The organism is Oliverpabstia sp., assembly GCF_022785585.1.
Classification (GTDB): Bacteria; Bacillota; Clostridia; order Lachnospirales; family Lachnospiraceae; genus Oliverpabstia; species Oliverpabstia intestinalis.
On record NZ_JALFPR010000054.1, the window covers coordinates 1 to 21,068 of the forward strand.

Sequence of the window (21,068 nt, forward strand, 5' to 3'; positions counted from 1 at the left end):
AATCGGGAGCATTGGTGGACCAAGATGTTGTAAAAGAGATTCTTATATGGCCATAATCTCAGCGATTGACTATGTGGCAGAGAATTTTAATATACAAATGGAAAAGCCTGTTATAAAGTGCATTCATTCTGATAAGAACAACCAATGTATTAAGGAGAGGTGTCCGTTTCATGAATAAGAAAAAAGTCGCATTTATCTGTGTTCATAATTCCTGCCGTAGTCAGATAGCAGAGGCATTGGGAAAACATCTGGCATCAGATATATTTGAAAGCTATTCGGCCGGAACAGAGACAAAGCCTCAGATTAATCAGGATGCCGTTCGTATCATGAAAAAGATTTATGGAATAGACATGGAAGCAAATGGTCAGCACAGTAAGCTGATTACTGATATCCCAGATGTTGATATTGCAATATCCATGGGATGCAATGTGGGATGTCCTTTTATTGGAAGGGCGTTTGATGATAACTGGGGACTTGATGATCCAACGGGGAAATCAGATGATGATTTCAAGGCTGTGATACAGCGGATTGAGGAGAATATCATGGAGCTAAAGAAAATGTTGAGTGAAAGTTAAAGTGGAGTTTTGCGTGAGCAAACATTAGAAAATACAGATGGTTAAGGTGGTGATCAATGTGGTCATCACTTTTTCTATTTCTGAAAAGAGATGATTTACAAAATGAAAACCTGGAAGCTGATCGTGTTGATGCTCTGTTGCAGTATGATTGGTGTATGTGAGAAGTATCTCTATGATTACTTTGCTCATTCTGTGGAAAACAAAGAAGACTATGCGAATTTTATAGACATTGGTTTCTCGGATGATACAAAAATGATCCGGAAAGTTCACAAAGTTTGTTAAGCATAATGTAGACGACGTGCTATAATTACTGACAGTAGACATCAGAAAAGAAGGGACGAAATATGCAAATCAGTTTATTATTAATGGAAGAGATTGCAAAGCTTTTTGCGATCATGCTTATGGGATATGCGGTTGTAAAAGCTGGACTTATGAAGTCATCAGAGAGTAAAAGCATATGCTTATTATAAAAGAGTCAGCATAGATAAAAAACAATTCATGCAGAGAAAATATAAAGACAGAATTCTCAAAATTCGAGAAATATAAAGATGCAATTCCTCATGGTAGATGTGTATTGTGAAAAATAAATTTGTTATAGTGACAATATCAACAAAAAACAGAATATAGATGGGGTGATCAGATGGAAGCAGCACAGAGAATTCGATTAATCCGGATTATAGAAAAGATGGAGAAAAATCCGGCATTCAATAATAAGCTTGGAATAAAGAACACATCTGAATATTTATCAGAAAAAGAACAGAAAAAATGAAAGACACATATCAGAATGAGTTTCAGAAGGAGTAAAAAATGTTATCGTTATTATTTGCAATTTGTATGATTTGGTTTGTAGGAAAATTTTTTGTTTTTGGGTTAAGAGCATCCTGGGGAATTATGAAACTACTTTTAACAGTTATTTTCTTCCCGCTGATATTGATTGGTATGGTTATAGGTGGACTGATGTACATTGCTTTTCCATTGTTGATTGTCGGTGGCATTATAGCATTGGTGACGTCACACTCATAATCGATCAGGAGGAAGAAAACGAATGGGATATGATATTGAAAAAGAAAAAAGAGAAGCAATTGAAGCTGGGCGTAGGGCTTTGAACAGTCTTCAGACAGCAAAAGAAAATCTAAACAGTGCAAAGAACTGGGGACTGGTAGATATGTTTGGTGGTGGCTTTTTCACTACGATGTTAAAACATTCTAAAATGGATCAGGCGAAGCAGAATATGGAGCAGGCAAAGTATGATCTCCGTAATTTCAGCAGGAAATTAAATGATGTAAATATGGCATGTAACTTGAATATCGATACTGGAGATTTCCTTTCTTTTGCGGATTATTTCTTTGATGGCTTTGTTGTGGACTGGGTGGTCCAGGATCGAATCAATAATGCAAAAAGACAGGTAGAAGAAGCAATTCGAAGAACAGAAAGTATAGTCAATCAATTACAGCGTATGTAAAGGAAAAGGCAATGAGTCAGAAATGGTTCATTGCCTTTCTTGGCATTATGGATTATTTTAATTTTTCTTTTTCGGCATTTAAGAGCTCAAGATTAAGCCCTTGTTCTCCGGCGGTCTTATCTACCCAAAGATTCAAAGAGTCTATGGCTAAAGAAATTTCATCAAGTTTTTTACTGATATAAGCAAAATCTTTCATTTCATCATCGCTGATCTTACCGTCACGGGCAATCTGGATCAGACGACCGGTAAGAGGATTGATTTCATTCAGACCGGCAATTGTCTCCAGGATGATATTTGACAGATCAGTCACTTCTACTTCTGGAACATAGCGGTGGCCTATTTCACATTTGTGTGAGCAGTAATAGTTGCAGAGATCCGGTCGCTTATAAGCATCAGCCATTTGAATGATATCGTAAGGTGTAGGCTCCTGTGTTTCGTATTCGAATTTTTCGATTTTAGAATCTGAGACAGCCTCCATTTTATCACTTGCTTCTGCCCTTGTAAGCCCTGCAGCTTCCCGGCAAAGTTGGTAAATTGTTTTGTTTTCCCTGGTAGATTGTTTACCCATGAGAATTTCCTCCCCGTATATCGCAGAACATGAGAATCATCAATACATAAGATCACATGCAAGACGTGTATTTCTTATATAGAGTTTATGTAACTATTCAGTAGCCACTGTCCCGCGAGGTGTTTTTATCGTTTAAATGCATTTTGGCTCGTAACTGTGAAGGTACTGAACAGTTACGAGTTTATTATACTTGAATCATCAGTCAACAACAAGTTCATAAATGGATAGGAAGCCAGAAAGAGTGAACAAAGAAAGAGAGGTAGTAAAATAAGACGAACAAGAAGTGACAAAATTTGCATTTTGTATATTGAAGATGTAAAATGAATTCTTGCGGAAGGAGATTAAGTGAAATTCCGACAGCGCTTTCAATCATAGCCTTATAATGTATTAGTGGCACTTGTCATGCTAGAGCGTGCCTGAAAAATCATTTCTGCAATCTGCAAACCCCACTTTGCAGTATATTTTACCCTCATTCGGTTGTCGTAGCCCGCTACGCCGCTCTTATTCGGATAAAATCTCCTACAAACTGGGACTCGCAGCTCACGAAAAGCCTTTTTCAGACACGCTCTAGAGCTTCCGGGTAAAAGACAGGGATTTAAGGAGAAATAAGACAATGTCAAAAGATGAATATTTAATCACAGATGCGCCCCTTAAAGCACTGACTGTTTTTGCAATGCCAATGATTCTGGGCAGCTTTTTTCAGCAAGTATATAATATGGCGGATTCTATTATCGTCGGTCAGTTTGTTGGCTCCTCTGCGCTTGCGGCAGTTGGTGCCTGTGCTGCACTTACGAATGTCTTTATTTGTATAGCATTGGGTGCCGGTGTAGGTGCCGGTGTGCTTGTGAGTCGTTATTTTGGAGCCAGAGATTACAGCAAAATGAAAACAATTGTGTCAACATCACTGATCAGTTTCCTGATTCTAAGTATACTTCTGGGTGTCTTTGGCTTTTGCTTTTCCCATTCGATGATGAGGTTATTACAGACACCTGCTGATATACTGGAGGCAGCAGTACTGTATCTTCGTGTTTATTTTGTGGGCTTTCCGTTTTTGTTTATGTACAATATCCTTTCAACGATGTTCACATCGATCGGAGAGTCAAAAATTCCACTGGGTCTTTTGATATTTTCTTCTGTTTTGAATATATTTATGGATCTTTGGATGGTGGCAGGACTTGGCCTGGGTGTGTTCGGTGCAGCCCTTGCAACTCTCATTGCACAGGGGATTTCCGGAGTGTTTTCACTTTTGATTTTCTTTAGTCGGATGCGCCGGTATAAAAGCCATTTTGCCTGGTTTGATGGGAGAGAGTTACGTTCTATGCTTCGAATCGCCGTACCATCAGTTCTCCAGCAATCCACAGTATCAATTGGTATGATGATCGTACAGGCAGTTGTAAATCCATTCGGTACACAGGCACTCGCCGGTTATTCGGCAACGATGCGGGTAGAAAATGTTTTTTCACTGATTTTTGTATCCATTGGAAATGCAGTCTCACCGTATGTATCCCAGAATCTTGGCGCAAAGAAAATAGAACGTCTCAAAAAAGGATATCACGCTGCACTGGTGTTGGATCTGTGGTTTGCAGTTCTTGCTTTTGTAGTCATTGAAACACTGCATACTCAAATTTCCTCGTTATTCCTGGGGAAAGATGGAACCGCTTTAGCATATCAGGTATCTGGGGATTATATGAGATGGCTCGGTTACTTTTTCATTTTCATGGGTATCAAGATGGCAACGGATGGCGTTCTTCGTGGACTTGGAATCATGCGGCCTTTTCTCATTGCAAATATGGTCAACCTGGCAATCCGTCTGTCAGTTGCTTTGATCTGCGCACCTCGTTTTGGCATCGTATTTGTCTGGCTTGCTGTACCTGCCGGCTGGTTGGCTAATTTTTTGATTTCTTATGTGGCACTCAGAAAATCGTGGCCAACTGAAAGGGGAGAAATTTAACAACTATACTATACTCGGATTTCCCGTTGACATACTACATTCTATTTGATATTATTTATCAGGTAATAAAATATTCCATGAGGGAGTAGTTAGCGCGAAAGTGTGGTTTGTCAACATTCTGATTGTAGTACAGAGTACAATCTGGCAAATCTTAAATAATGAGACTCATGTATATCTTTGCTTCGGAATAAGAAGTCTGATCCGAGGTGAAGATATACATGAGTCTTTTTTTACGCAGGCAGCGGGTCGACGTCGTGTCTGTACCAACCAGCAGAGTGCTGTAAGCTGCTGGAAGACAGGAAAAGATGTTGGGATGACGGAAACTCATGGAGAGAAAAAAGGAGGAAACTATGGAAAACTTTATTAACAATGCTCCATTTGCGCTGGTTCTGGTTGCACTTGTGATTGGGTTTGTGCTGTTGATCAAAGGAGCGGATTATTTTGTGGAGGGAAGTTCAAGTGTAGCAAAGCGTCTGCATGTGCCGGCAATCATCATCGGACTTACGATCGTGGCGATGGGAACGTCGCTTCCGGAGACGGCGGTCAGTGTGTCGGCTTCTCTTACAGGAAATAATGAACTTGCTGTGAGCAATGTCGTAGGTTCCAATATCTTTAATCTGATGGTGGTTATTGGTGTCTGCGGCGTGCTGGCTACGGTCAATGTGGCAAAAGAGACGATTCGAAGAGACATCCCGTTTTCACTGATCTGTGCCGGTATGTTACTGCTCTTTGGAATCGCCGGAATCGGAGATACATCTTCGATGATACTGGGGCATCTGGATGGCGTAATCTTTCTGGGATGCTTTGCCGGTTATATTTTCTATATGATCCGTACAGCGATGAAAGCCAGTAAAGAAGGAAAACAAGTGGAGATTGAAGGTGGTTCGGACGAAGAGATCAGGCTGATATCCATGCCGTTAAGTATTCTTTTTATCGTTGGAGGTGCGGTTGCTATTGCCATTGGTGGAGATGTTACTGTTGATGCGGCAGCAAGAATTGCCGGTGATCTTGGGATGAGTCAGACGCTGATCGGACTTACGATCGTTTCCATCGGAACTTCTCTGCCGGAACTGGTAACTTCAATCGTTGCAGCGAAAAAGAACGAAGTAGATATGGCACTTGGAAACGCAGTGGGATCCAATATATTTAACATTCTGATGGTTCTCGGTATCGCATCTGCGATCAGCCCGATTACGCTCATCAGAGAAAATATCATCGATCTGTGTGTGCTGATTGTATTTACCGTATGTGTGTGGATCTTTGCGGCGACAAAGAAACGGATCGGAAAAGTGGAAGGGTTCTGTATGATCGCACTTTATGTGGCGTATGCGATTTATATTGTGATCAGATAATAATTAAAAACAATTATTGAATCACAGAGAGGGAGAACATGTTATTATTTTTAAAGGTATTTTTCACGGAATTTATCGCGGAAATGGGTGACAAGACGCAGCTGATGCTGATCGCGCTGACTTCCAAGTATAAGTTAAAAGATATTATCATGGGAACGGCGGCAGCGATCCTGGTGCTGAATGGTCTTGCGGTACTGGCGGGCGGACTGGTCAGCGAATTTATCCCGGAATGGCTGATTAAGATTGTTGCAGCTTTTGCCTTCCTTTATTTTGCGGCATCGATGCTTGCAGGAGACGAGGATGAAGAGGAAGAAGAGGGCGGAAAGAGCAAGATCAAATTTGCTCCTCTGGCAGTGTTCTGCACGTTCTTTGTAGCAGAGCTGGGAGACAAAACACAGCTGACAGCCATTACCTTTGGTGCCAATGAAGGGATGGGGGCTGCGTTTATCGTATGGATCGGATGCTCTCTGGGACTTTTTTTAGCGGACATTCTTGGTATGCTGGTGGGATATCTGTTAAAGAGTAAGACTCCGGATGGACTGTTAAATACGTTGGCATTTGTGATCTTTGTAATCTTCGGTATCTACACAGCTTATCAGGCACTGAACCTGATCAGTGAAAACGTCTGTCCGATCACCGTATGGCCGCTTCTGTCAGCTGTTACGGTGGTTTTCGTGGTGATTTGCGTCTGGCTTTATATGAAAAAGAAAAAGGGCCAGGATGTGTCAGCGGATAAAGGATAGTTTTTGAAGGATAAGAAGCCTGTGGGTGATCGAGGATACGATTGCCGGACAGATTTCTGAGTAAAATATAAGGGAACAGATCGTTGTACAGGTCTGTTCCCTTATATTTTTGTCTTATATTATTTTAATGTGAATTCGAGATATACCGGATCATGATCCGAATAGGTGTATCCGGTGTTGATGTTGTCGTAGGAGACGCATTCGATATTGTCTGAGATAATAAATCCATCCAGTGTTACGGTATACGTTTCACCCGGCACATATTCCATGTCGGCATTTCTGGCGCTGTTCCACAGGGAATCCCGTTCCTCGTCCGTCAGCTGATCGATGCAGAAAGAAAAGTGGTCAGGAAGGCTGGCTCTCGGGAAGGGGTATGCCCAGGACTCGCGATTTTCGGAATCGTCCTCGGAGGCTTTCAGATCATGGTTGAAATCACCGCCGCACAGGACGTAATTGCCGGCCTCGTATTCTTTCTGCATGTCATCGGCAAGCATACGGATCTGACCCTCACGGATTGCGTCGCTGTTGCCGTAGGCGGACATGTGGAGTTCAAAAATTACAAGTTCTTTTCCGTTATCCACAGGCAGTCTGGAAATATTGTAGCAGCGATCCAGGTCAAAAAATTTACTGAAGGATGTAGACACCGGGAAACTTCTCCGCAGAGAATCGGTTACCAGATATCTGGAAAACAGAGCAAGCCCCGATTTGCTGCTTCCATGTGGCTGTGTAAACGGATAGAAAAGAAATGCGGAGTCATAGTTCTGTGCGAAGACAGAATTGTAGGAACTCAGGCAAGTCTTTAAGATGGAATATTCGTTTACATGATAACTTCTGGTGGAATCAAGATCTACTTCCTGAAGCAATGCAAAATCAGGTTCATAAGAAGCAATGAGTTCACCGGCTCCCTGTATGGTGTTCTGCACACTTTCTTTGCTTTTTGCCCAGGAGGATCTGCCGCCGTCCATGAAGAAACTGAAGTCCGGTGTGTAAGCACCGAAACCAAGGTTGTAGGTCAGTGCGGAGTAGGTTTCCCCGGCAGTCAGTGCCGTGTTATACCGTGCGGATGCAGAAGCCGGGCGGGCTCCGGAAGTCAGTCCCTCCAGATCTTCTCCGGCGTCAGGGGCAGATTCTACTTCCAGAACCAGATTGTCTTCGATGCGATGATAGCTGGCATATAGATAGATGATATAAGCGATCAGCACCAGCAAAATCACCCCGAGTACGATACCAAGTACTTTAAAAATTTTCTTTACGGTTTTTTTCATAGTATGCCTTTTTCTTTGTAAAATCCAGGTAAAGTTTTTATTTCTTTGAGTGTATCATATTCAGGGCGAAAACTCTATAGAGCAATATTTAATCTCATAGATATTTGGTGAAAATGTGTTACGGCTTGCTCTGTTTGTAACAGTTGAAAGATTCTGCTTCTGTTATCCGATCGGTTCAAAATCAGCAGCTCCGTGTTTACACAGCGGGCAAATGTAGTCTGCCGGAAGTTCATCGCCCTCGTAGATATAACCGCAGACTTTGCAGACAAAACCTTTCTTTCCTTCGGTTTCCGGTTTTGGTTTTACGTTGTTCTGGTAGTAGGTGTAAGTCATGGTTTCCTGATTGCTCATCACGCGGGCTTCGGTCACGCTGCAGATAAACATACCGTGGGTACCGAGATCTACATAGTCTTCTACTTTGAGAGACATAAAGGCATTGATGTATTTATCCAGGAAGACCAGTCCGTTGTCGGAACGGTGTACGGTCTGACCGGCGAATTTATCCACACTTCGTCCGGTCTGGAAGCCAAACTGCTGGAAGACGGAGAACGGTGCTTCCGTGGACAGACAGTTGACATTTAACATACCGGTCTGTTTGATGACATGGTGTGAATAGTTTGCTTTGTTGATATTAACTGCTACACGGTTCGGGGTATCGGTCAGCTGGATGACGGTGTTTACAATCAGACCGTTATCTTTTTTACCGTCGTTAGAAGTTACCACATACAGGCCGTAACCGATCCGGAACAGTGCGGTCAGGTCATTTTTATTGGCAAGGGTATCGTTCTGGGCAATGTACTCTTTGCACAGTTCATCTGCCATGGCTTCCAGCTGATCCTGATTGTCCTGATTCATGGCAGAGAGGATCTTTACGGTGGTATCGAGCCAGTTGATCTTTTTACATTTTGCCATCATCTCACGCATCACCTTGGCAGCCAGAGGAGCCCAGGAACCGTTCTCGATCAGACCTACCGTACGGTTCTGGAAGTTGTGTTCCACCAGACGGGAGATATAGTCGTGCATAAACGGATAGATGCTTGCGTTGTAGGTTGTGGTGGCAAGGATCAGTTTGCTGTAGCGGAAAGCATCGGAGAGAGCCAGGGACATATCGTCTCTTGCCAGATCGTATACGACAACCTTCGGACATCCTTTGCTTCTTAATTTGTAAGCCAGCAGATCGACTGCTTTTTTCGTATGACCATAGACGGAAGTGTAGGCGATCACAATGCCCTCTTCTTCCGGTGTGTAGGAGGACCAGGTGTCATACAGACCGATATAATGTCCGAGATCTTCTGAAAGTACCGGTCCGTGGAGTGGGCAGATGATCCGGATATCGAGGGTTGCAGCCACTTTTAAGAGGGACTGAACCTGTGTGCCGTATTTTCCTACGATGCCGATGAAGTATCTGCGGGCTTCGTCATCCCAGTCTTCTTCCACATCCAGGGCACCGAATTTGCCGAAGCCGTCAGCGGAAAAGAGCACTTTATCAGTGCTGTCGTAAGTTACCATAACTTCCGGCCAGTGTACCATCGGAGCAAATACAAAGGTCAGCTGATGGTTTCCAAGACTTAACGTGCCGCCGTTGGTAACTTCGAGCTTCTGTCCCTCCAGAGTAAGTCCGAAAAAGTTGTAGATCATCTGGAAGGTCTTCACGTTGGCGACAACGGTGGTGTCCGGGTAAACTTTCAGGAAATTAGCCACGTTGGCTGCATGATCCGGTTCCATGTGCTGCACGATCAGGTAGTCCGGTTTGCGGCCATCAAGTACCTGCTCCAGGTTATCCAGCCATTCGTGGGTGAAGTTTGCATCTACGGTGTCCATGACAGCGATCTTTTCATCGAGGATCACGTAAGAGTTGTAAGCCATACCGTTGGCTACCGGGTACTGTCCTTCAAATAAATCAACTTTGTGATCGTTGACGCCTATGTATTTGATAGTATCTGTGATTTTCATATATGGGAACCTCCTGTGTGTGGAATCTGTTTTCTTGTTATCGTTAGTATACCCGGAAAAACCGGAAAATTCTGTTGCAAAAGCAACAAAATTGGAGTATGTTAAAAAAAACACAAAAAAAGAAAGACGGGGGAATACAGATGGAGAAAGTGACATTGTTTTCACATATCCTGCCGGAAGAACAGGAGCGGATGTGGATATGTTTTCAGATGCGTGAGATTGTATATGAAAATAACGAGATCATCATGGAGTATACGAATACGATGAAAAAGATCGGTTTGATCGCGGAGGGACAGGCTTCTTTATATGGCAGCGATGCGGAGGGCAATCAGTATCTGATGGATGAACTGAAAAAAGATGATGTCTTCGGGGAACCGCTGCTGTTACCGGAGATGTCGCAGCATTATTATGTCTGTGCGAAGGCGAAGACGCGTGTGATCTTTATTGATTATGAGCATGTGATCAAGCGGTGTGAAAATGCATGTAAATTTCACAGCCAGATGCTCAGCAATCTGTTACAGATGATCGCCATGCGTGCCAGCCAGCAGGCAAACCGGATCTATGTCTTATCGAGAAACAGTACCCGGAAAAAAATTATGGCGTATCTGAATGAAGTGGGAGGAGGGAAAAAGAAACAGGTATTTACACTGCCGGTATCTTATACGACTCTGGCAGAATATCTGTGCGTGGACCGGAGTGCAATGATGCGGGAATTTAAAAATCTGTCGGAAGAGGGAGTTTTGTTCCGGGAAGGGAAAAATATACGGATTTTGTTGTAAAATGGAAGAAAAGAGATCTATAATTAAGGAAAAGAGGTACGTGTATGAAACTGACATTTTTAGGAACAGGAGCAGGGGAAACATATCCGGGATACTGGTGTGAATGTCCTCATTGTACTTATGCAAGAAAACACAGAGGAAAAAACCTGAGAACAAACAGCAGCATGGTGATTGACGAAGAACTGCTGATCGATATCGGACCATCGTGTTTTGATAATGCAGCCCGGTTCGGAGTGAATTTATCAAAGCTCAAGACACTTCTGGTCACACATCCTCATGAAGATCATCTGTATCCGCAGCATCTGCACTGGAGAAATACAGACGAAAGCTTGCTGCCGCTTACTTATGTCGAAAAAATGAGACATGGAGGTCCACGGTTTACCGATATCCCGCAGCTGAATATTTACGGGAATTCTTTCGTGATGGAAACACTCAGAAAAAGTCTGGATGACATGGAAGAACTGAAAATAAATCTGCATGAGATCAGAGAGGGAAAGGAAGAGAAAACGGATGGGTACAGAATCTTGCCGGTTCGCGGAAATCATGGATCGCAACGGGGATTTTCCCACAGTTATATCATTCAGAAAGATGGAAAAACGTTATTGTATGCGCTGGATTCCGGAAGTTATGACGAGGATCAGTTTGCATTGATACAGGAACATCAGTACGATGCAGTTATTATGGAAGGAACTACAGGACTGAATGAACAGTATGGCGGACATATGTGTCTGATGAACAATATCCGAATAAGGGACCGATTGAAGGAAAATAAGTGCCTGCGTGAGAATAGTAGATTTCTTTTGACGCATCTGTCCCCACACTGGTGTCCGCCGCATGACTGGTACGAATCGATTGTGGCGTCAGAAGGACTGGAACTGGCTTATGACGGTTTACAGATCGAGGTCTGAAAGGAAATAAGAGGTTCTGCATAAAAACAATGTGATTTTTTTGTCAAATATAGTGAATTGACCGGTAGTCAGTGTAATGTTACAATGAAGGAAACCGGGAAACTGTTCTCAGTTTCCTGGTTTCCTTTTTCGCTGAACCGTAAATGAGAACAGGACAGGAGAGAGAAATGAGAGAAAAAATCATTGATACAGCAATTGAAGAATTTACCAGGAATGGTTTGAAATTTACGATGAATGATGTAGCGAAAGCGTTGGGGATCAGTAAAAAAACCATCTATACGGTGTTCGAGAGTAAACAGGATGTGCTGATGGCGATTGCAGACCGATATGCCCGTGATTTTACGGATATGCGGCAGGAGATCGAGGCGGATACCGAACTGGATACACTGGAAAAGCTGGAACGGCTGTTTTGCGCAATTCCGACCAAGTATTATAACATCGGACTTAGCAGGATCTTCGAACTGGCACAGAAGTATCCGAAGCAGTATAAGTACCTGATGAAAGCAGTCAGTCAGGGGTGGGCACTTGCCGAGCAGTATCTGGAGAAAGGGATCCGGGAAGGAAAGATCCGGAAGGATATCTCGAAACCGGTCGTTATGGCGATGATCCGGGGAACGGTAACCTGCTTTCTGGAGAGAGATATTCTCTACAAGAACGGGCTGACCTACGAACAGGGAAAAGAAGAGATGGTACAGATTATCATGAAAGGGATAAGAGAAACGTGAAAGAGGTAAGAGTCCTTGAGATCAAGGAGAGCGTATTTGCAGATAATGACTGGCAGGCGGATAACCTTCGCCGGGAGTTAAAAGAACAGGGAGTGTTTCTGATGAATCTGATGTCTTCACCGGGATCCGGAAAGACTACAACACTGAAAGGAACAATCGAGCGGTTAAAGGATCGGTTCCGGATCGGTGTGATGGAAGCGGATATTGATTCCGATGTGGATGCAAAGGCGATTGCGGAAACAGGTGTCAAATCGATCCAGCTGCATACCGGGGGTATGTGCCATCTGGATGCGGAGATGACCCGGCAGGGCGTGGAGAGTCTTGGCGTGGACGATGTGGATCTGGCGATCCTGGAAAATGTGGGGAATCTGGTCTGTCCGGCAGAATTTGATACGGGTGCATCGAAAAATGTGATGATCCTTTCCGTACCGGAGGGGCATGACAAACCGCTCAAATATCCGCTGATGTTCCAGATCTGTGATGCGGTGCTGATCAACAAGATCGATGTGCTGCCTTATTTTGATTTTGATATGGAACGGGTGAAAGAGTATATCCATCAGAGAAATCCACAGGCGAAGGTATTTCCGATCAGTGCGAAGACAGGGGAAGGCATGGATGCGTGGGCCGAGTGGCTGGCAGCACAGGTAACTGCATGGAAAAACTGATGGGAAGGAAAACCTGCAGAATATACAGGTGAGGTAGCTTACAGGGAGTAACTACCGCAAATAGCAAGGGAAGTGTCTGCGATTCAAACTCAATGTACCGGGCGGTCTGCCCGGAAAGAGATAAGAAGCAGGCAATGTGTAGGAGGATGAAAATGAAGAAAGAACTGGATAAAGAGCTGTATCCGGATTATGTCTATCCGGAATTCACCCCGGATCCGAACGAACCGTTCCGGGAGCCGATCGCGAAACTGGGCAAAAAGATCACAGACCGGATTCCGCAGAAACTGGGATTGAAAAAGATTACCAGAAACGATCCGGAGTACTGGGGACTTGCGGGCGTGCTTACCGATGAGGAAGCAGAACTGGCAGTAAAACTTGGTGTGAGAAAACCGAAGACACTGGCAGAGATCGTGAAACTCTCCGGTTTGGAAGAGAAAAAATGTGAAGCGCTGCTGGAAGAAATGTCAAGAAAAGGTCTTCTGGAATACAACTGGGAGAATCCGAAGCACGAAAAACAGTATGTGTTACCGATGTATGTACCGGGATGTGCAGAATTTTTCAACATGAACGCAAACATCCTGGACTCTAACCCGGAGATGGGAACTTTCTTTGAACATATGTCCCGTCTGCCTCTGGAGAAGATCACACCGTTCGTGCCGGAAGGCGGTGCCGGTATCGGTATGCATGTTATCCCGGTGGAAAAAGCGATCGAGATGGAAAATGAATCCGTAGATCTGGAACATATTTCCCACTGGCTGAACAAATATGAGGGAAAATACGCGGCAAGCCCGTGTTCCTGCCGTCGTTCCCGCCTGACCCACGGAGAGGGCTGCGCGGACGATCCGGAAGGCTGGTGTATCGCCGTCGGAGATATGGCAGATTATGTAGTGGAAACACAGAAAGACGGACGCTATATCGATAAAGCGGAGGCACTGGAGATTCTGAAGGCAGCAGAGGACAACGGATTCGTACATCAGATCACAAACATCGACGGTGCTAACAAAATCTTTGCAATCTGTAACTGTAACGTGAATGTCTGTTATGCACTGCGTACCTCCCAGCTCTTTAACACCCCGAATATGTCCCGTTCCGCTTACGTGGCGAAGGTAGAAAAAGCCAACTGTGTAGCTTGCGGAAAATGCGTGGAATTCTGTCCGGCAGGGGCGGTAAAACTGGGTCAGAAACTGTGTGATAAAGAGGGCTGCGAAGTAACCTATCCGCGGATTCCACTCCCGTCGGAACAGCCTTGGGGCGAACACATGTGGTCACATAACTATCGAGATGTGAACCGGATCAACTGCTACGATACCGGTACTGCACCATGTAAAACTGCCTGTCCGGCACATATCGCTGTACAGGGGTATCTGAAACTGGCAAAAGAGGGACGTTACGATGACGCACTGGCGTTGATCAAAAAAGATAATCCGTTACCGGCAGTCTGCGGACATGTATGTAACCGCAGATGTGAGGATGCATGTACCAGAGGAACCGTCGATGAGGCGGTAGCCATCGATGAAGTAAAACGATTCCTGGCAGAACGTGACCTGAATGCGGAGACGAGATATATCCCGAAAAAGACGATTCCGTCCCTGAAAGGTGGATTTGATGAGAAAATCGCTATCATCGGTGCCGGTCCGGCGGGACTTTCCTGTGCATATTATCTGGCGCTGACCGGATACAAACCGACTATTTTCGAGAAAAATGAGGAACCGGGCGGTATGCTTCGTTACGGAATTCCTTCCTATAAATTAGAAAAAGATCTTCTGGCAGCAGAGATCGATGTGATCCGGAAACTCGGTGTGGAAATTCGCTGTGGTGTGGAGATCGGAAAAGATATCACGATCGAAGAACTGCGGGAACAGGGTTATAAAGGTTTCTACGTGGCGATCGGATGCCAGCGTGGAAGAAAACCGGGTATCACAGGAGAGAATGCAAAAGGTACTTATGCAGCCGTTGATTTCTTGCGGGAAGCGGGAGCGAAAGAAAGCTTTGCGCTTGAAGGTGATGTTGTGGTTGTCGGCGGTGGTAATGTAGCTATCGATGCGGCGAGAATCAGCAGCCGTTGTGTGGATGCGAAGATCTCCATGTTCTGTCTGGAACAGCGGGAAAATATGCCGGCAAGTAAGGAAGAGATTGCGGAAGCACTGGAAGAAGGTATCGAGCTGAACTGCGGCTGGGGACCGAAAGAAGTGCTGGAAGAAGACGGAAAAGTGGCCGGTGTGGTATTTAAAAAATGTATCCGTGTACTGGATGAACAGGGAAGATTTTCACCGGAATACGATGAAGAACAGACCGTGACCATACCGTGTAAGCATGTGATCTTTTCCGTAGGACAGGCGATCGAATGGGGTAATATGCTGGATAACCTGGATCTGAAGAGACGGTCGAACGGCGGTGCACTGGCAGATAAACTGACCTATCAGACCTCTGAGCCGGATATCTTCGTCGGCGGTGATGTGTATACAGGACCGAGATTTGCCATCGATGCGATCGCAGCAGGACGGGAGGGTGCGATTTCCCTTCATCGTTATGTACATGAAAACTGTACCCTGACCATAGGAAGAAACCGTCGTGATTTTGTGGAGCTGGATAAAAACAATATTTCCGTGGAAAGTTACGATACATCCAAACGCCAGATTCCGGCGAAAGCAGATGAAAAAGCACAGGCAGCGACCTTCCGCGACCTGTCTCACAGTCTGACGGAAGAACAGGTAAAAGCAGAGACTTCCCGTTGTCTGTCCTGTGGAGCTTCTGTGGTGGATCCGAATAAATGTATCGGCTGTGGAGTATGTACCACAAAATGTGTCTTTGATGCGATCCATCTGCACAGAGAGATTCCGGGAGCGTCTGTGATGCGGGCATCTGAGGATAAACTGAAGTATATTCTTCCGAATATGGTGAAACAGTCCATCAAAGTGAAGTTTGCGAAGAAGAAATAGGAGAATGCAGATATGCATGAACTTGGCGTGACATTTCATATCATGGATCATCTGGAAAAGGTGGCAAAGGAGAATGAAGTGGAAAAAATACGGAAAGTAGTGCTGGAACTTGGGGAGGTCTCGACGGTGATCGAATCTTACCTGCAGAACTGCTGGACGTGGGCGGCGAAGAAACGGCCGCTGTTTGAGGAAGCAGAACTTATTGTGGAGACACTTCCTGCAATTACATACTGTGAGGAATGTGAGAAGACCTATTCGACCATAGAATATGGAAAGATCTGTCCGCACTGTGGCAGTGAACACACGTATCTTTTGCAGGGAAGTGAATTCAACATTAAGGAAATAGAAGTGGAATAAAGATTCCGCGTAAGAAAAAGGAGAGTGAGTGTATGTTTTTTCAGATTTACGGAGAAACAGCAGGATGGCAGCTGCTTGGCTGGCTGTTAGTCTTTGCAGGACTGGTAATCATGAATGAGATCGCAAGGCGGTCGAAATGGGGAGGAATCGCATGTTTCCTGGTGCTCCCGGCGGTATTGTCTGTGTACTTTATTGCCATCTATATCGGTGCGGCATCCGGTGCGGAATGGGCGCTGAACAATGATACTTACGTACATATGAACAGCTGGTTCCATTATGCGAAACTGTATGCGGCAACCGCAGGCTGTATCGGATTTATGATCCTGAAGTACCACTGGGGAAAACTGGGAAAAGCACACTGGTTCAAAGCATTTCCGTTTGTTATTGTAGCAATCAATATCCTGATCGCAGTAGCATCTGATTTTGAATCCGCGATCCGCGCAGGTTCTCTGGCAGGCGGCTGGTGGATGTCATCTGAAGGCGTATGGCTGTACGGCGGCTGGTGGAATGTACTGAACGGTCTGGCAGGGCTTTTCAATATTGTTTGTATGACCGGCTGGTGGGGTATCTACTCTTCCAAAAACAAGCAGGATATGCTGTGGCCGGATATGATCTGGGTATATGTTCTGGCCTATGATGTCTGGAACTTCCAGTATACTTACCTGAACCTGCCGACCCATTCCTGGTACTGTGGTCTGGCACTGCTTCTGGCACCGACCTTTGCTGCAGCATTGTGGAACAAAGGCGGCTGGATCCAGAACCGTGCAAACACCCTGGCACTATGGTGCATGTTTGCGCAGGTGTTCCCACTGTTTCAGGATGCGAGTCGCTTTACAACCGTAACCTCTGTCTATGGAGAAGGCGGTATCGCAGCAGCGATGGGAAGCACCATGCCGACCGTTGCCAGTCCGACGGCACAGGGACTGATCTCGGTAGTATCCTTTGCTGTGAACGTGTTCGTATTTGCTTATATATTAAAGAGAGCAAAAGCACAGAAGAAGAACCCATGGAAAGAAGAGATCTTCGTGGATACGAAAGATTATCAGGAGGCTATGGCGAGAGCAAAATAAAGAAAACATATAGAAAAGATCCCGTACAGGTGAGTATAAAACTGTACGGGATCTTTTTGCTATAGGAAAAACCTATAGCCAATCCTAAAAAATTCCTATAACTACATTTATTGACATAAAAACATATAAGTGATATTATCTCTACAACGGATACAACATACTAATTCGATAGGAATAATAGGTAATACAAAACAGGCACAGGAGAGAGAAAAGGACGACAAGCTATGTATATTGAATTAAAAAATATCAATAAATCCTTCGGTGATTTTCAGGCATCGAAAGATGTGAACTTTGCAATCGAAAAAGGAAAACTGGTTGGTCTTCTCGGACCGTCAGGAAGTGGAAAGACAACGATTCTCCGAATGCTTGCCGGGCTGGAGCATCAGGATTCCGGAGATATCTGTATCAACGGAAATGTGGTAAACGATCTTCCTTCGAGCCAGAGAGGAATCGGATTCGTATTTCAGAATTACGCATTATTTCCTTATCTTACGGTATATGACAACATCGCTTATGGGTTAAAGATCCAGAAGAAAGATAAGAAATTTATCAAACAGAGAGTAACCGAGCTGCTGGATCTGGTAGGGCTTCCGGGGCTGGAAAAGAGATATCCGGATCAGCTCTCCGGTGGTCAGAGACAGCGAATCGCACTTGCAAGAGCACTGGCACCGAATCCGGAAGTACTGCTTCTGGATGAACCGTTTGCAGCAATCGATGCGAAAGTTCGACAGGAACTTCGTACCTGGTTAAGAGAGACGATCGATAAGATCGGAATTACCAGTATTTTCGTAACACATGATCAGGACGAGGCGATCGAGGTAGCGGATGAGATCATCATCACCAACGAGGGCCGCGTAGAACAGATGGGGGATCCGGTGGAGATTTACCTGCATCCGAAGACACCGTTTGTGGCACAGTTTATCGGAAAATCTTCGATCATTGAAGAATACGGAAAGTTAAAAGGATTTGATTCCATCGGACCGGATACGAGGGCAATCATTCGACCGGAATTTGTAGAGATTAAAAGCCCGAAAGATGTGACGGAACAGAGTTCTATCTACGAACAGGCTGCCGTAGAACAGAGTATCTTCCGTGGCAATTACTTCGAGGTACTGTTAAATATCAAGGGTATCACTATAAGAACCAATTCCCCGCTGGTCAACGGACCGTTAAAGAGTGGCGACAAAGTATGGGTAGTCATCAATCAGATGTATGTCTTTGATGATAAGACGACAACGACACTGACAAACAAAGGACTGGATGTATCCAGTATGTACTATATTTAGGAAGGAGGCAGAAAGCCATGGCGTCACAGACAGCAAATACAAAAAAGACAGGCAGTTGGGATCTGCCTTTGAAGGTTATCAAAACAGGAATCGTCTCCTGGCTGATCGTTTTTCTGTTCTGGGGACTGGGATCCTTACAGTATGATGAGATCTTCCTCCCAAGTCCGGCAGAGACCTGGACAGCGATCAAGGAACTGGTAAGCAACGGCACATTGTGGGCGGACATTGCAGCGTCCGTAAGCCGTGTACTGAAAGGCTGGGGACTGGCGGTAGTTATTGCCGTACCGGTCGGACTGGTGGTCGGACATTTCAAACCGATCCGCTGGATCGTGGAACCGATCTTAAGTCTGTTTCGTTTTATCCCGGCCATCGCATTGACATCCCTGTTTCTGATGTGGTTTGGGGTGGATGATACTTCCAAAGTAGCACTGATTCTGTATGCAGCATTTTTCCAGGTGCTGGTCAATACGATTGCAGGAGTGGTTGCTACCGATCATTCTCTGATGGAGGCGGCATCCTGTATGGGCGCCAGCCGGCTGAGAGTGTTTTTCACCGTGGTACTGCCTTCCGCAGTTCCGAATATCTTCACCGGTATCCGGCTGGGACTCAGCAGCAGTATCATCTGTGTGATCGCGGCAGAGATGCTGGTTGGCAACGACGGTCTTGGATATCTGATCCAGAGTTCCAAGATGTACTACAAAACAGCCTGGGCATTCGCAGGAATCGTTACTCTGGCATTGATCGGATTCGTTGCGGACCGTCTGCTTCAGCTTTTTGGTTGTACATTCTTAAAGCACTTCGGAGTGAGAAAAGCGTAGGAATCCGGAAGAGAAAAATACCTGCGAGATTGTGATATGAGGAGAAAGCAGTTTCGCGGAAACCATAAAACAGCTTTAGAAAGAGGAGGAAACATTATTATGAAAAAAAGAATTATCAGCTTGGCAGCCGCAGCAGTTTTTGTCATTGGAACACTTGCCGGATGCGGAAATAGCAGCACACAGACAACAGACAAAACAGCATCCTCCGATGCATCTTCATCCGGTGGAGATCTGGTGACCGTGAGAGATGCAGTGATGACCGGTCAGCTTGATCAGTATGCGACAGAAATTGGTCTCTGGCAGGGGATTTTTGAAAAATACGGCATTGACTTACAGACGACAGAGTTTGTAGCCGGTATCAATACCATCGATGCGGTAGTCAACGGAACCGCAGACATCGGAATGATGGCAGATTATGCAGCAGTCAATCGTCTGGGAAATACCCTGGATGCCACAAACCTGCAGATCTTTTCTCAGATCTCCGGTGGTCAGTCGGCCCTGTCCGGTGGTCTGTATGTAGATCCGAAATACGCAGATGATCCGAAGAGCCTGGATGGTTCCGCAGGATTCATGTACCAGGAAGGAACGGTAACATACTATTATGCAAGTAAGTGCATCGAATATCTGGGTCTGGATGAGAGCAAACAGAACCTGATCAACACCGATTCTTCTCAGACCAGACTGGCGCTGATCCAGAAAGGCGGTGCATCCGCTGTGTATGCCAACGGTTCCGAAGCAAAGTATATCGAAGAAGCCGGCTGGGTACAGGTGGCAACTTCCCAGGAAATCGGTATTCAGACCGGATCCTACTTCCTGTCAACCGACAAATATATTTCAGAAAATACAGACACTCTTGCTAAGTTCCTGCAGGCTGTCGATGAAAGTACGCAGTATATCAACGATCATCTGGATGAATCTGCAGAATACCTGGCAGACAAACTTGGTCTGAAAGCAGAAGACTTTAAAGAAAACTGGAAAAACTACAGCTTTGAGCCTGGATTTTCCGAGGAAGCAACGACACATCTGGAAGACATCGAAAAATGGGGATTTGAACACGGAAGCTTCCCGAAAGATTATAATGTCCGCGATTTTATCAACACCGATGTGGCCAAAATCGCATTTCCGGATAATGTGACCATCGAATAAGAGACAAAGGAGAACCGCAGTTATGATACAGGAACTGAACGTAAATAATTTTGACCAGGAAATCAATAAAGACAAACCGGTGGTTGTAGAGTTCTATACCACTGCATGCAGTCACTGTAAAAAGCTGGCAGGTGCATTAAATAAACTTTCCGAGGAAAAGGGAGACGATGTTTTCTTTGGTAAATGCAATATTGACCAGGAAGCACTGTTGCAGAGCAGATTTGATATTTCAGCAGTACCGACATTGTTATTTATCAAAAACGGAGAGATTAAAAACAAACTGGTGGGTGAAGTTCATCCGCTGATCATACAGGAAGAAATTAAAAAACTGGCATAGAACAAAAAAGACAGAAGAAATAAAGATTAAGAAACAGGAGGCAAAAGATCATGGGTTATCCAAGCGTATTTCCAACAGGAGTTTTAGTATATAACAAAGAGAAAGCATATAACGGTTACACAATTTATCCATCAGCAAAGGGAGCACTTCTGATCGACATGAACGGAAA

Annotated in this window: 24 protein-coding genes; 20 read left to right on the plus strand and 4 right to left on the minus strand. The window is 44.8% G+C overall.

All coding sequences use genetic code 11. The features are described from left to right. Positions 1 to 46 precede the first annotated feature (46 nt). From MSA64_RS11910 to MSA64_RS03355, 6 genes are all read left to right on the plus strand, one after another. Positions 47 to 178 (plus strand): DUF5714 domain-containing protein, encoded by a 132-nt coding sequence (locus tag MSA64_RS11910; RefSeq protein ID WP_287890556.1) that lies wholly within the window; start codon positions 47 to 49, stop codon positions 176 to 178. Next, positions 171 to 575: an arsenate reductase ArsC gene (locus MSA64_RS03330; RefSeq protein WP_287890536.1), complete on the plus strand. Its 405-nt coding sequence runs from the start codon at positions 171 to 173 to the stop codon at positions 573 to 575. The genes MSA64_RS11910 and MSA64_RS03330 overlap by 8 nt, the downstream gene beginning before the upstream one ends. A gap of 102 nt (positions 576 to 677) precedes the next feature. Beyond that, positions 678 to 857 (plus strand): hypothetical protein, encoded by a 180-nt coding sequence (locus MSA64_RS03335; protein ID WP_154433069.1) that lies wholly within the window; start codon positions 678 to 680, stop codon positions 855 to 857. Positions 858 to 1,215: 358 nt separating this feature from the next. After that, complete coding sequence (locus MSA64_RS03345) at positions 1,216 to 1,344, plus strand: hypothetical protein (RefSeq protein ID WP_262525290.1); 129 nt, start codon at positions 1,216 to 1,218, stop codon at positions 1,342 to 1,344. 38 nt (positions 1,345 to 1,382) lie between these two features. Continuing rightward, the gene (locus tag MSA64_RS11915; protein WP_154433070.1) at positions 1,383 to 1,598 is read left to right on the plus strand and encodes a hypothetical protein; all 216 of its coding nucleotides are present in this window, start codon (positions 1,383 to 1,385) and stop codon (positions 1,596 to 1,598) included. Positions 1,599 to 1,620: 22 nt separating this feature from the next. Then, positions 1,621 to 2,037, plus strand: coding sequence for a hypothetical protein (locus tag MSA64_RS03355; RefSeq protein ID WP_154433071.1), 417 nt, complete (start codon positions 1,621 to 1,623; stop codon positions 2,035 to 2,037). 52 nt (positions 2,038 to 2,089) lie between these two features. Here MSA64_RS03355 and MSA64_RS03360 read toward each other — a convergent pair whose 3' ends face one another. Both MSA64_RS03360 and MSA64_RS12180 read right to left on the minus strand, forming a co-directional pair. Further along, positions 2,090 to 2,605 carry a helix-turn-helix domain-containing protein gene (locus MSA64_RS03360; RefSeq protein WP_106491326.1) on the minus strand — a complete coding sequence of 172 codons (516 nt, stop codon included), beginning with the start codon at positions 2,603 to 2,605 and terminating at the stop codon, positions 2,090 to 2,092. Positions 2,606 to 2,982: 377 nt separating this feature from the next. Continuing rightward, positions 2,983 to 3,225, minus strand: coding sequence for a DUF6783 domain-containing protein (locus MSA64_RS12180; RefSeq protein WP_405367496.1), 243 nt, complete (start codon positions 3,223 to 3,225; stop codon positions 2,983 to 2,985). Here MSA64_RS12180 and MSA64_RS03365 point away from each other — a divergent pair. The 3 genes from MSA64_RS03365 (at position 3,219) to MSA64_RS03375 (ending at position 6,651) form a co-directional block, all read left to right on the plus strand. Further along, positions 3,219 to 4,556 (plus strand): MATE family efflux transporter, encoded by a 1,338-nt coding sequence (locus tag MSA64_RS03365; protein WP_118576446.1) that lies wholly within the window; start codon positions 3,219 to 3,221, stop codon positions 4,554 to 4,556. The genes MSA64_RS12180 and MSA64_RS03365 overlap by 7 nt on opposite strands. A 350-nt stretch (positions 4,557 to 4,906) precedes the next feature. Then, positions 4,907 to 5,908 carry a calcium/sodium antiporter gene (locus MSA64_RS03370; RefSeq protein WP_022172671.1) on the plus strand — a complete coding sequence of 334 codons (1,002 nt, stop codon included), beginning with the start codon at positions 4,907 to 4,909 and terminating at the stop codon, positions 5,906 to 5,908. Positions 5,909 to 5,946: 38 nt separating this feature from the next. After that, the gene (locus MSA64_RS03375; RefSeq protein ID WP_277663491.1) at positions 5,947 to 6,651 is read left to right on the plus strand and encodes a TMEM165/GDT1 family protein; all 705 of its coding nucleotides are present in this window, start codon (positions 5,947 to 5,949) and stop codon (positions 6,649 to 6,651) included. A gap of 119 nt (positions 6,652 to 6,770) precedes the next feature. Here the strand turns inward: MSA64_RS03375 and MSA64_RS03380 are convergent, their stop codons facing one another. Next, on the minus strand, positions 6,771 to 7,916 hold the full coding sequence (locus MSA64_RS03380) for an endonuclease/exonuclease/phosphatase family protein (RefSeq protein ID WP_277663492.1): 1,146 nt from the start codon (positions 7,914 to 7,916) through the stop codon (positions 6,771 to 6,773). A 162-nt stretch (positions 7,917 to 8,078) separates the two neighbouring features. Further along, positions 8,079 to 9,869: a flavin reductase gene (locus tag MSA64_RS03385; RefSeq protein ID WP_154431516.1), complete on the minus strand. Its 1,791-nt coding sequence runs from the start codon at positions 9,867 to 9,869 to the stop codon at positions 8,079 to 8,081. A 140-nt stretch (positions 9,870 to 10,009) separates the two neighbouring features. Here MSA64_RS03385 and MSA64_RS03390 point away from each other — a divergent pair, with 140 nt between their 5' ends. The 11 genes from MSA64_RS03390 to MSA64_RS03440 all read left to right on the plus strand — a co-directional run bounded on the left by MSA64_RS03390 (position 10,010) and on the right by MSA64_RS03440 (position 20,899). Continuing rightward, positions 10,010 to 10,648 carry a Crp/Fnr family transcriptional regulator gene (locus tag MSA64_RS03390; RefSeq protein WP_287890543.1) on the plus strand — a complete coding sequence of 213 codons (639 nt, stop codon included), beginning with the start codon at positions 10,010 to 10,012 and terminating at the stop codon, positions 10,646 to 10,648. 44 nt (positions 10,649 to 10,692) lie between these two features. Continuing rightward, the gene (locus MSA64_RS03395) at positions 10,693 to 11,556 is read left to right on the plus strand and encodes an MBL fold metallo-hydrolase (protein WP_022399059.1); all 864 of its coding nucleotides are present in this window, start codon (positions 10,693 to 10,695) and stop codon (positions 11,554 to 11,556) included. A 167-nt stretch (positions 11,557 to 11,723) separates the two neighbouring features. Continuing rightward, positions 11,724 to 12,281 carry a TetR/AcrR family transcriptional regulator gene (locus tag MSA64_RS03400; protein WP_287890545.1) on the plus strand — a complete coding sequence of 186 codons (558 nt, stop codon included), beginning with the start codon at positions 11,724 to 11,726 and terminating at the stop codon, positions 12,279 to 12,281. Further along, positions 12,278 to 12,946: a hydrogenase nickel incorporation protein HypB gene (gene hypB / locus MSA64_RS03405; protein ID WP_287890547.1), complete on the plus strand. Its 669-nt coding sequence runs from the start codon at positions 12,278 to 12,280 to the stop codon at positions 12,944 to 12,946. The genes MSA64_RS03400 and hypB overlap by 4 nt, the downstream gene beginning before the upstream one ends. Before the next feature lie 152 nt (positions 12,947 to 13,098). Then, the gene (locus MSA64_RS03410) at positions 13,099 to 15,885 is read left to right on the plus strand and encodes an FAD-dependent oxidoreductase (protein ID WP_154431512.1); all 2,787 of its coding nucleotides are present in this window, start codon (positions 13,099 to 13,101) and stop codon (positions 15,883 to 15,885) included. Between the two features lie 12 nt (positions 15,886 to 15,897). Beyond that, on the plus strand, positions 15,898 to 16,242 hold the full coding sequence (locus MSA64_RS03415) for a hydrogenase maturation nickel metallochaperone HypA (RefSeq protein ID WP_022399064.1): 345 nt from the start codon (positions 15,898 to 15,900) through the stop codon (positions 16,240 to 16,242). A gap of 32 nt (positions 16,243 to 16,274) precedes the next feature. Then, entirely contained in the window at positions 16,275 to 17,312 is a 1,038-nt protein-coding gene (locus MSA64_RS03420; RefSeq protein WP_117525196.1) for a DUF5692 family protein, read from the plus strand. A gap of 224 nt (positions 17,313 to 17,536) precedes the next feature. Next, a complete protein-coding gene (locus MSA64_RS03425; protein ID WP_154431510.1) occupies positions 17,537 to 18,598 on the plus strand; it encodes a sulfate/molybdate ABC transporter ATP-binding protein in 1,062 nt (353 codons plus the stop codon). Positions 18,599 to 18,615: 17 nt separating this feature from the next. Then, on the plus strand, positions 18,616 to 19,416 hold the full coding sequence (locus tag MSA64_RS03430; RefSeq protein ID WP_227616695.1) for an ABC transporter permease: 801 nt from the start codon (positions 18,616 to 18,618) through the stop codon (positions 19,414 to 19,416). A 99-nt stretch (positions 19,417 to 19,515) separates the two neighbouring features. Continuing rightward, positions 19,516 to 20,562, plus strand: a complete 1,047-nt coding sequence (locus tag MSA64_RS03435) for an ABC transporter substrate-binding protein (RefSeq protein WP_227597270.1) — start codon at positions 19,516 to 19,518, stop codon at positions 20,560 to 20,562. A gap of 22 nt (positions 20,563 to 20,584) precedes the next feature. After that, a complete protein-coding gene (locus MSA64_RS03440) occupies positions 20,585 to 20,899 on the plus strand; it encodes a thioredoxin family protein (protein ID WP_287890554.1) in 315 nt (104 codons plus the stop codon). The last annotated feature ends 169 nt before the right edge of the window (positions 20,900 to 21,068 follow it).

Excerpts from the sequence above, each read along its gene's own strand:
- MSA64_RS11910 (WP_287890556.1), top strand. The coding sequence starts at position 47 with ATGGCCATAATCTCAGCGATTGACTATGTGGCAGAGAATTTTAATATA.
- MSA64_RS03330 (WP_287890536.1), top strand. The coding sequence starts at position 171 with ATGAATAAGAAAAAAGTCGCATTTATCTGTGTTCATAATTCCTGCCGT.
- MSA64_RS03335 (WP_154433069.1), top strand. The coding sequence starts at position 678 with ATGAAAACCTGGAAGCTGATCGTGTTGATGCTCTGTTGCAGTATGATT.
- MSA64_RS03345 (WP_262525290.1), top strand. The coding sequence starts at position 1,216 with ATGGAAGCAGCACAGAGAATTCGATTAATCCGGATTATAGAAAAGATG.
- MSA64_RS11915 (WP_154433070.1), top strand. The coding sequence starts at position 1,383 with ATGTTATCGTTATTATTTGCAATTTGTATGATTTGGTTTGTAGGAAAA.
- MSA64_RS03355 (WP_154433071.1), top strand. The coding sequence starts at position 1,621 with ATGGGATATGATATTGAAAAAGAAAAAAGAGAAGCAATTGAAGCTGGG.
- MSA64_RS03360 (WP_106491326.1), bottom strand. The coding sequence starts at position 2,605 with ATGGGTAAACAATCTACCAGGGAAAACAAAACAATTTACCAACTTTGC.
- MSA64_RS03365 (WP_118576446.1), top strand. The coding sequence starts at position 3,219 with ATGTCAAAAGATGAATATTTAATCACAGATGCGCCCCTTAAAGCACTG.
- MSA64_RS03370 (WP_022172671.1), top strand. The coding sequence starts at position 4,907 with ATGGAAAACTTTATTAACAATGCTCCATTTGCGCTGGTTCTGGTTGCA.
- MSA64_RS03375 (WP_277663491.1), top strand. The coding sequence starts at position 5,947 with ATGTTATTATTTTTAAAGGTATTTTTCACGGAATTTATCGCGGAAATG.
- MSA64_RS03380 (WP_277663492.1), bottom strand. The coding sequence starts at position 7,916 with ATGAAAAAAACCGTAAAGAAAATTTTTAAAGTACTTGGTATCGTACTC.
- MSA64_RS03385 (WP_154431516.1), bottom strand. The coding sequence starts at position 9,869 with ATGAAAATCACAGATACTATCAAATACATAGGCGTCAACGATCACAAA.
- MSA64_RS03390 (WP_287890543.1), top strand. The coding sequence starts at position 10,010 with ATGGAGAAAGTGACATTGTTTTCACATATCCTGCCGGAAGAACAGGAG.
- MSA64_RS03395 (WP_022399059.1), top strand. The coding sequence starts at position 10,693 with ATGAAACTGACATTTTTAGGAACAGGAGCAGGGGAAACATATCCGGGA.
- MSA64_RS03400 (WP_287890545.1), top strand. The coding sequence starts at position 11,724 with ATGAGAGAAAAAATCATTGATACAGCAATTGAAGAATTTACCAGGAAT.
- MSA64_RS03410 (WP_154431512.1), top strand. The coding sequence starts at position 13,099 with ATGAAGAAAGAACTGGATAAAGAGCTGTATCCGGATTATGTCTATCCG.
- MSA64_RS03415 (WP_022399064.1), top strand. The coding sequence starts at position 15,898 with ATGCATGAACTTGGCGTGACATTTCATATCATGGATCATCTGGAAAAG.
- MSA64_RS03420 (WP_117525196.1), top strand. The coding sequence starts at position 16,275 with ATGTTTTTTCAGATTTACGGAGAAACAGCAGGATGGCAGCTGCTTGGC.
- MSA64_RS03425 (WP_154431510.1), top strand. The coding sequence starts at position 17,537 with ATGTATATTGAATTAAAAAATATCAATAAATCCTTCGGTGATTTTCAG.
- MSA64_RS03430 (WP_227616695.1), top strand. The coding sequence starts at position 18,616 with ATGGCGTCACAGACAGCAAATACAAAAAAGACAGGCAGTTGGGATCTG.
- MSA64_RS03435 (WP_227597270.1), top strand. The coding sequence starts at position 19,516 with ATGAAAAAAAGAATTATCAGCTTGGCAGCCGCAGCAGTTTTTGTCATT.
- MSA64_RS03440 (WP_287890554.1), top strand. The coding sequence starts at position 20,585 with ATGATACAGGAACTGAACGTAAATAATTTTGACCAGGAAATCAATAAA.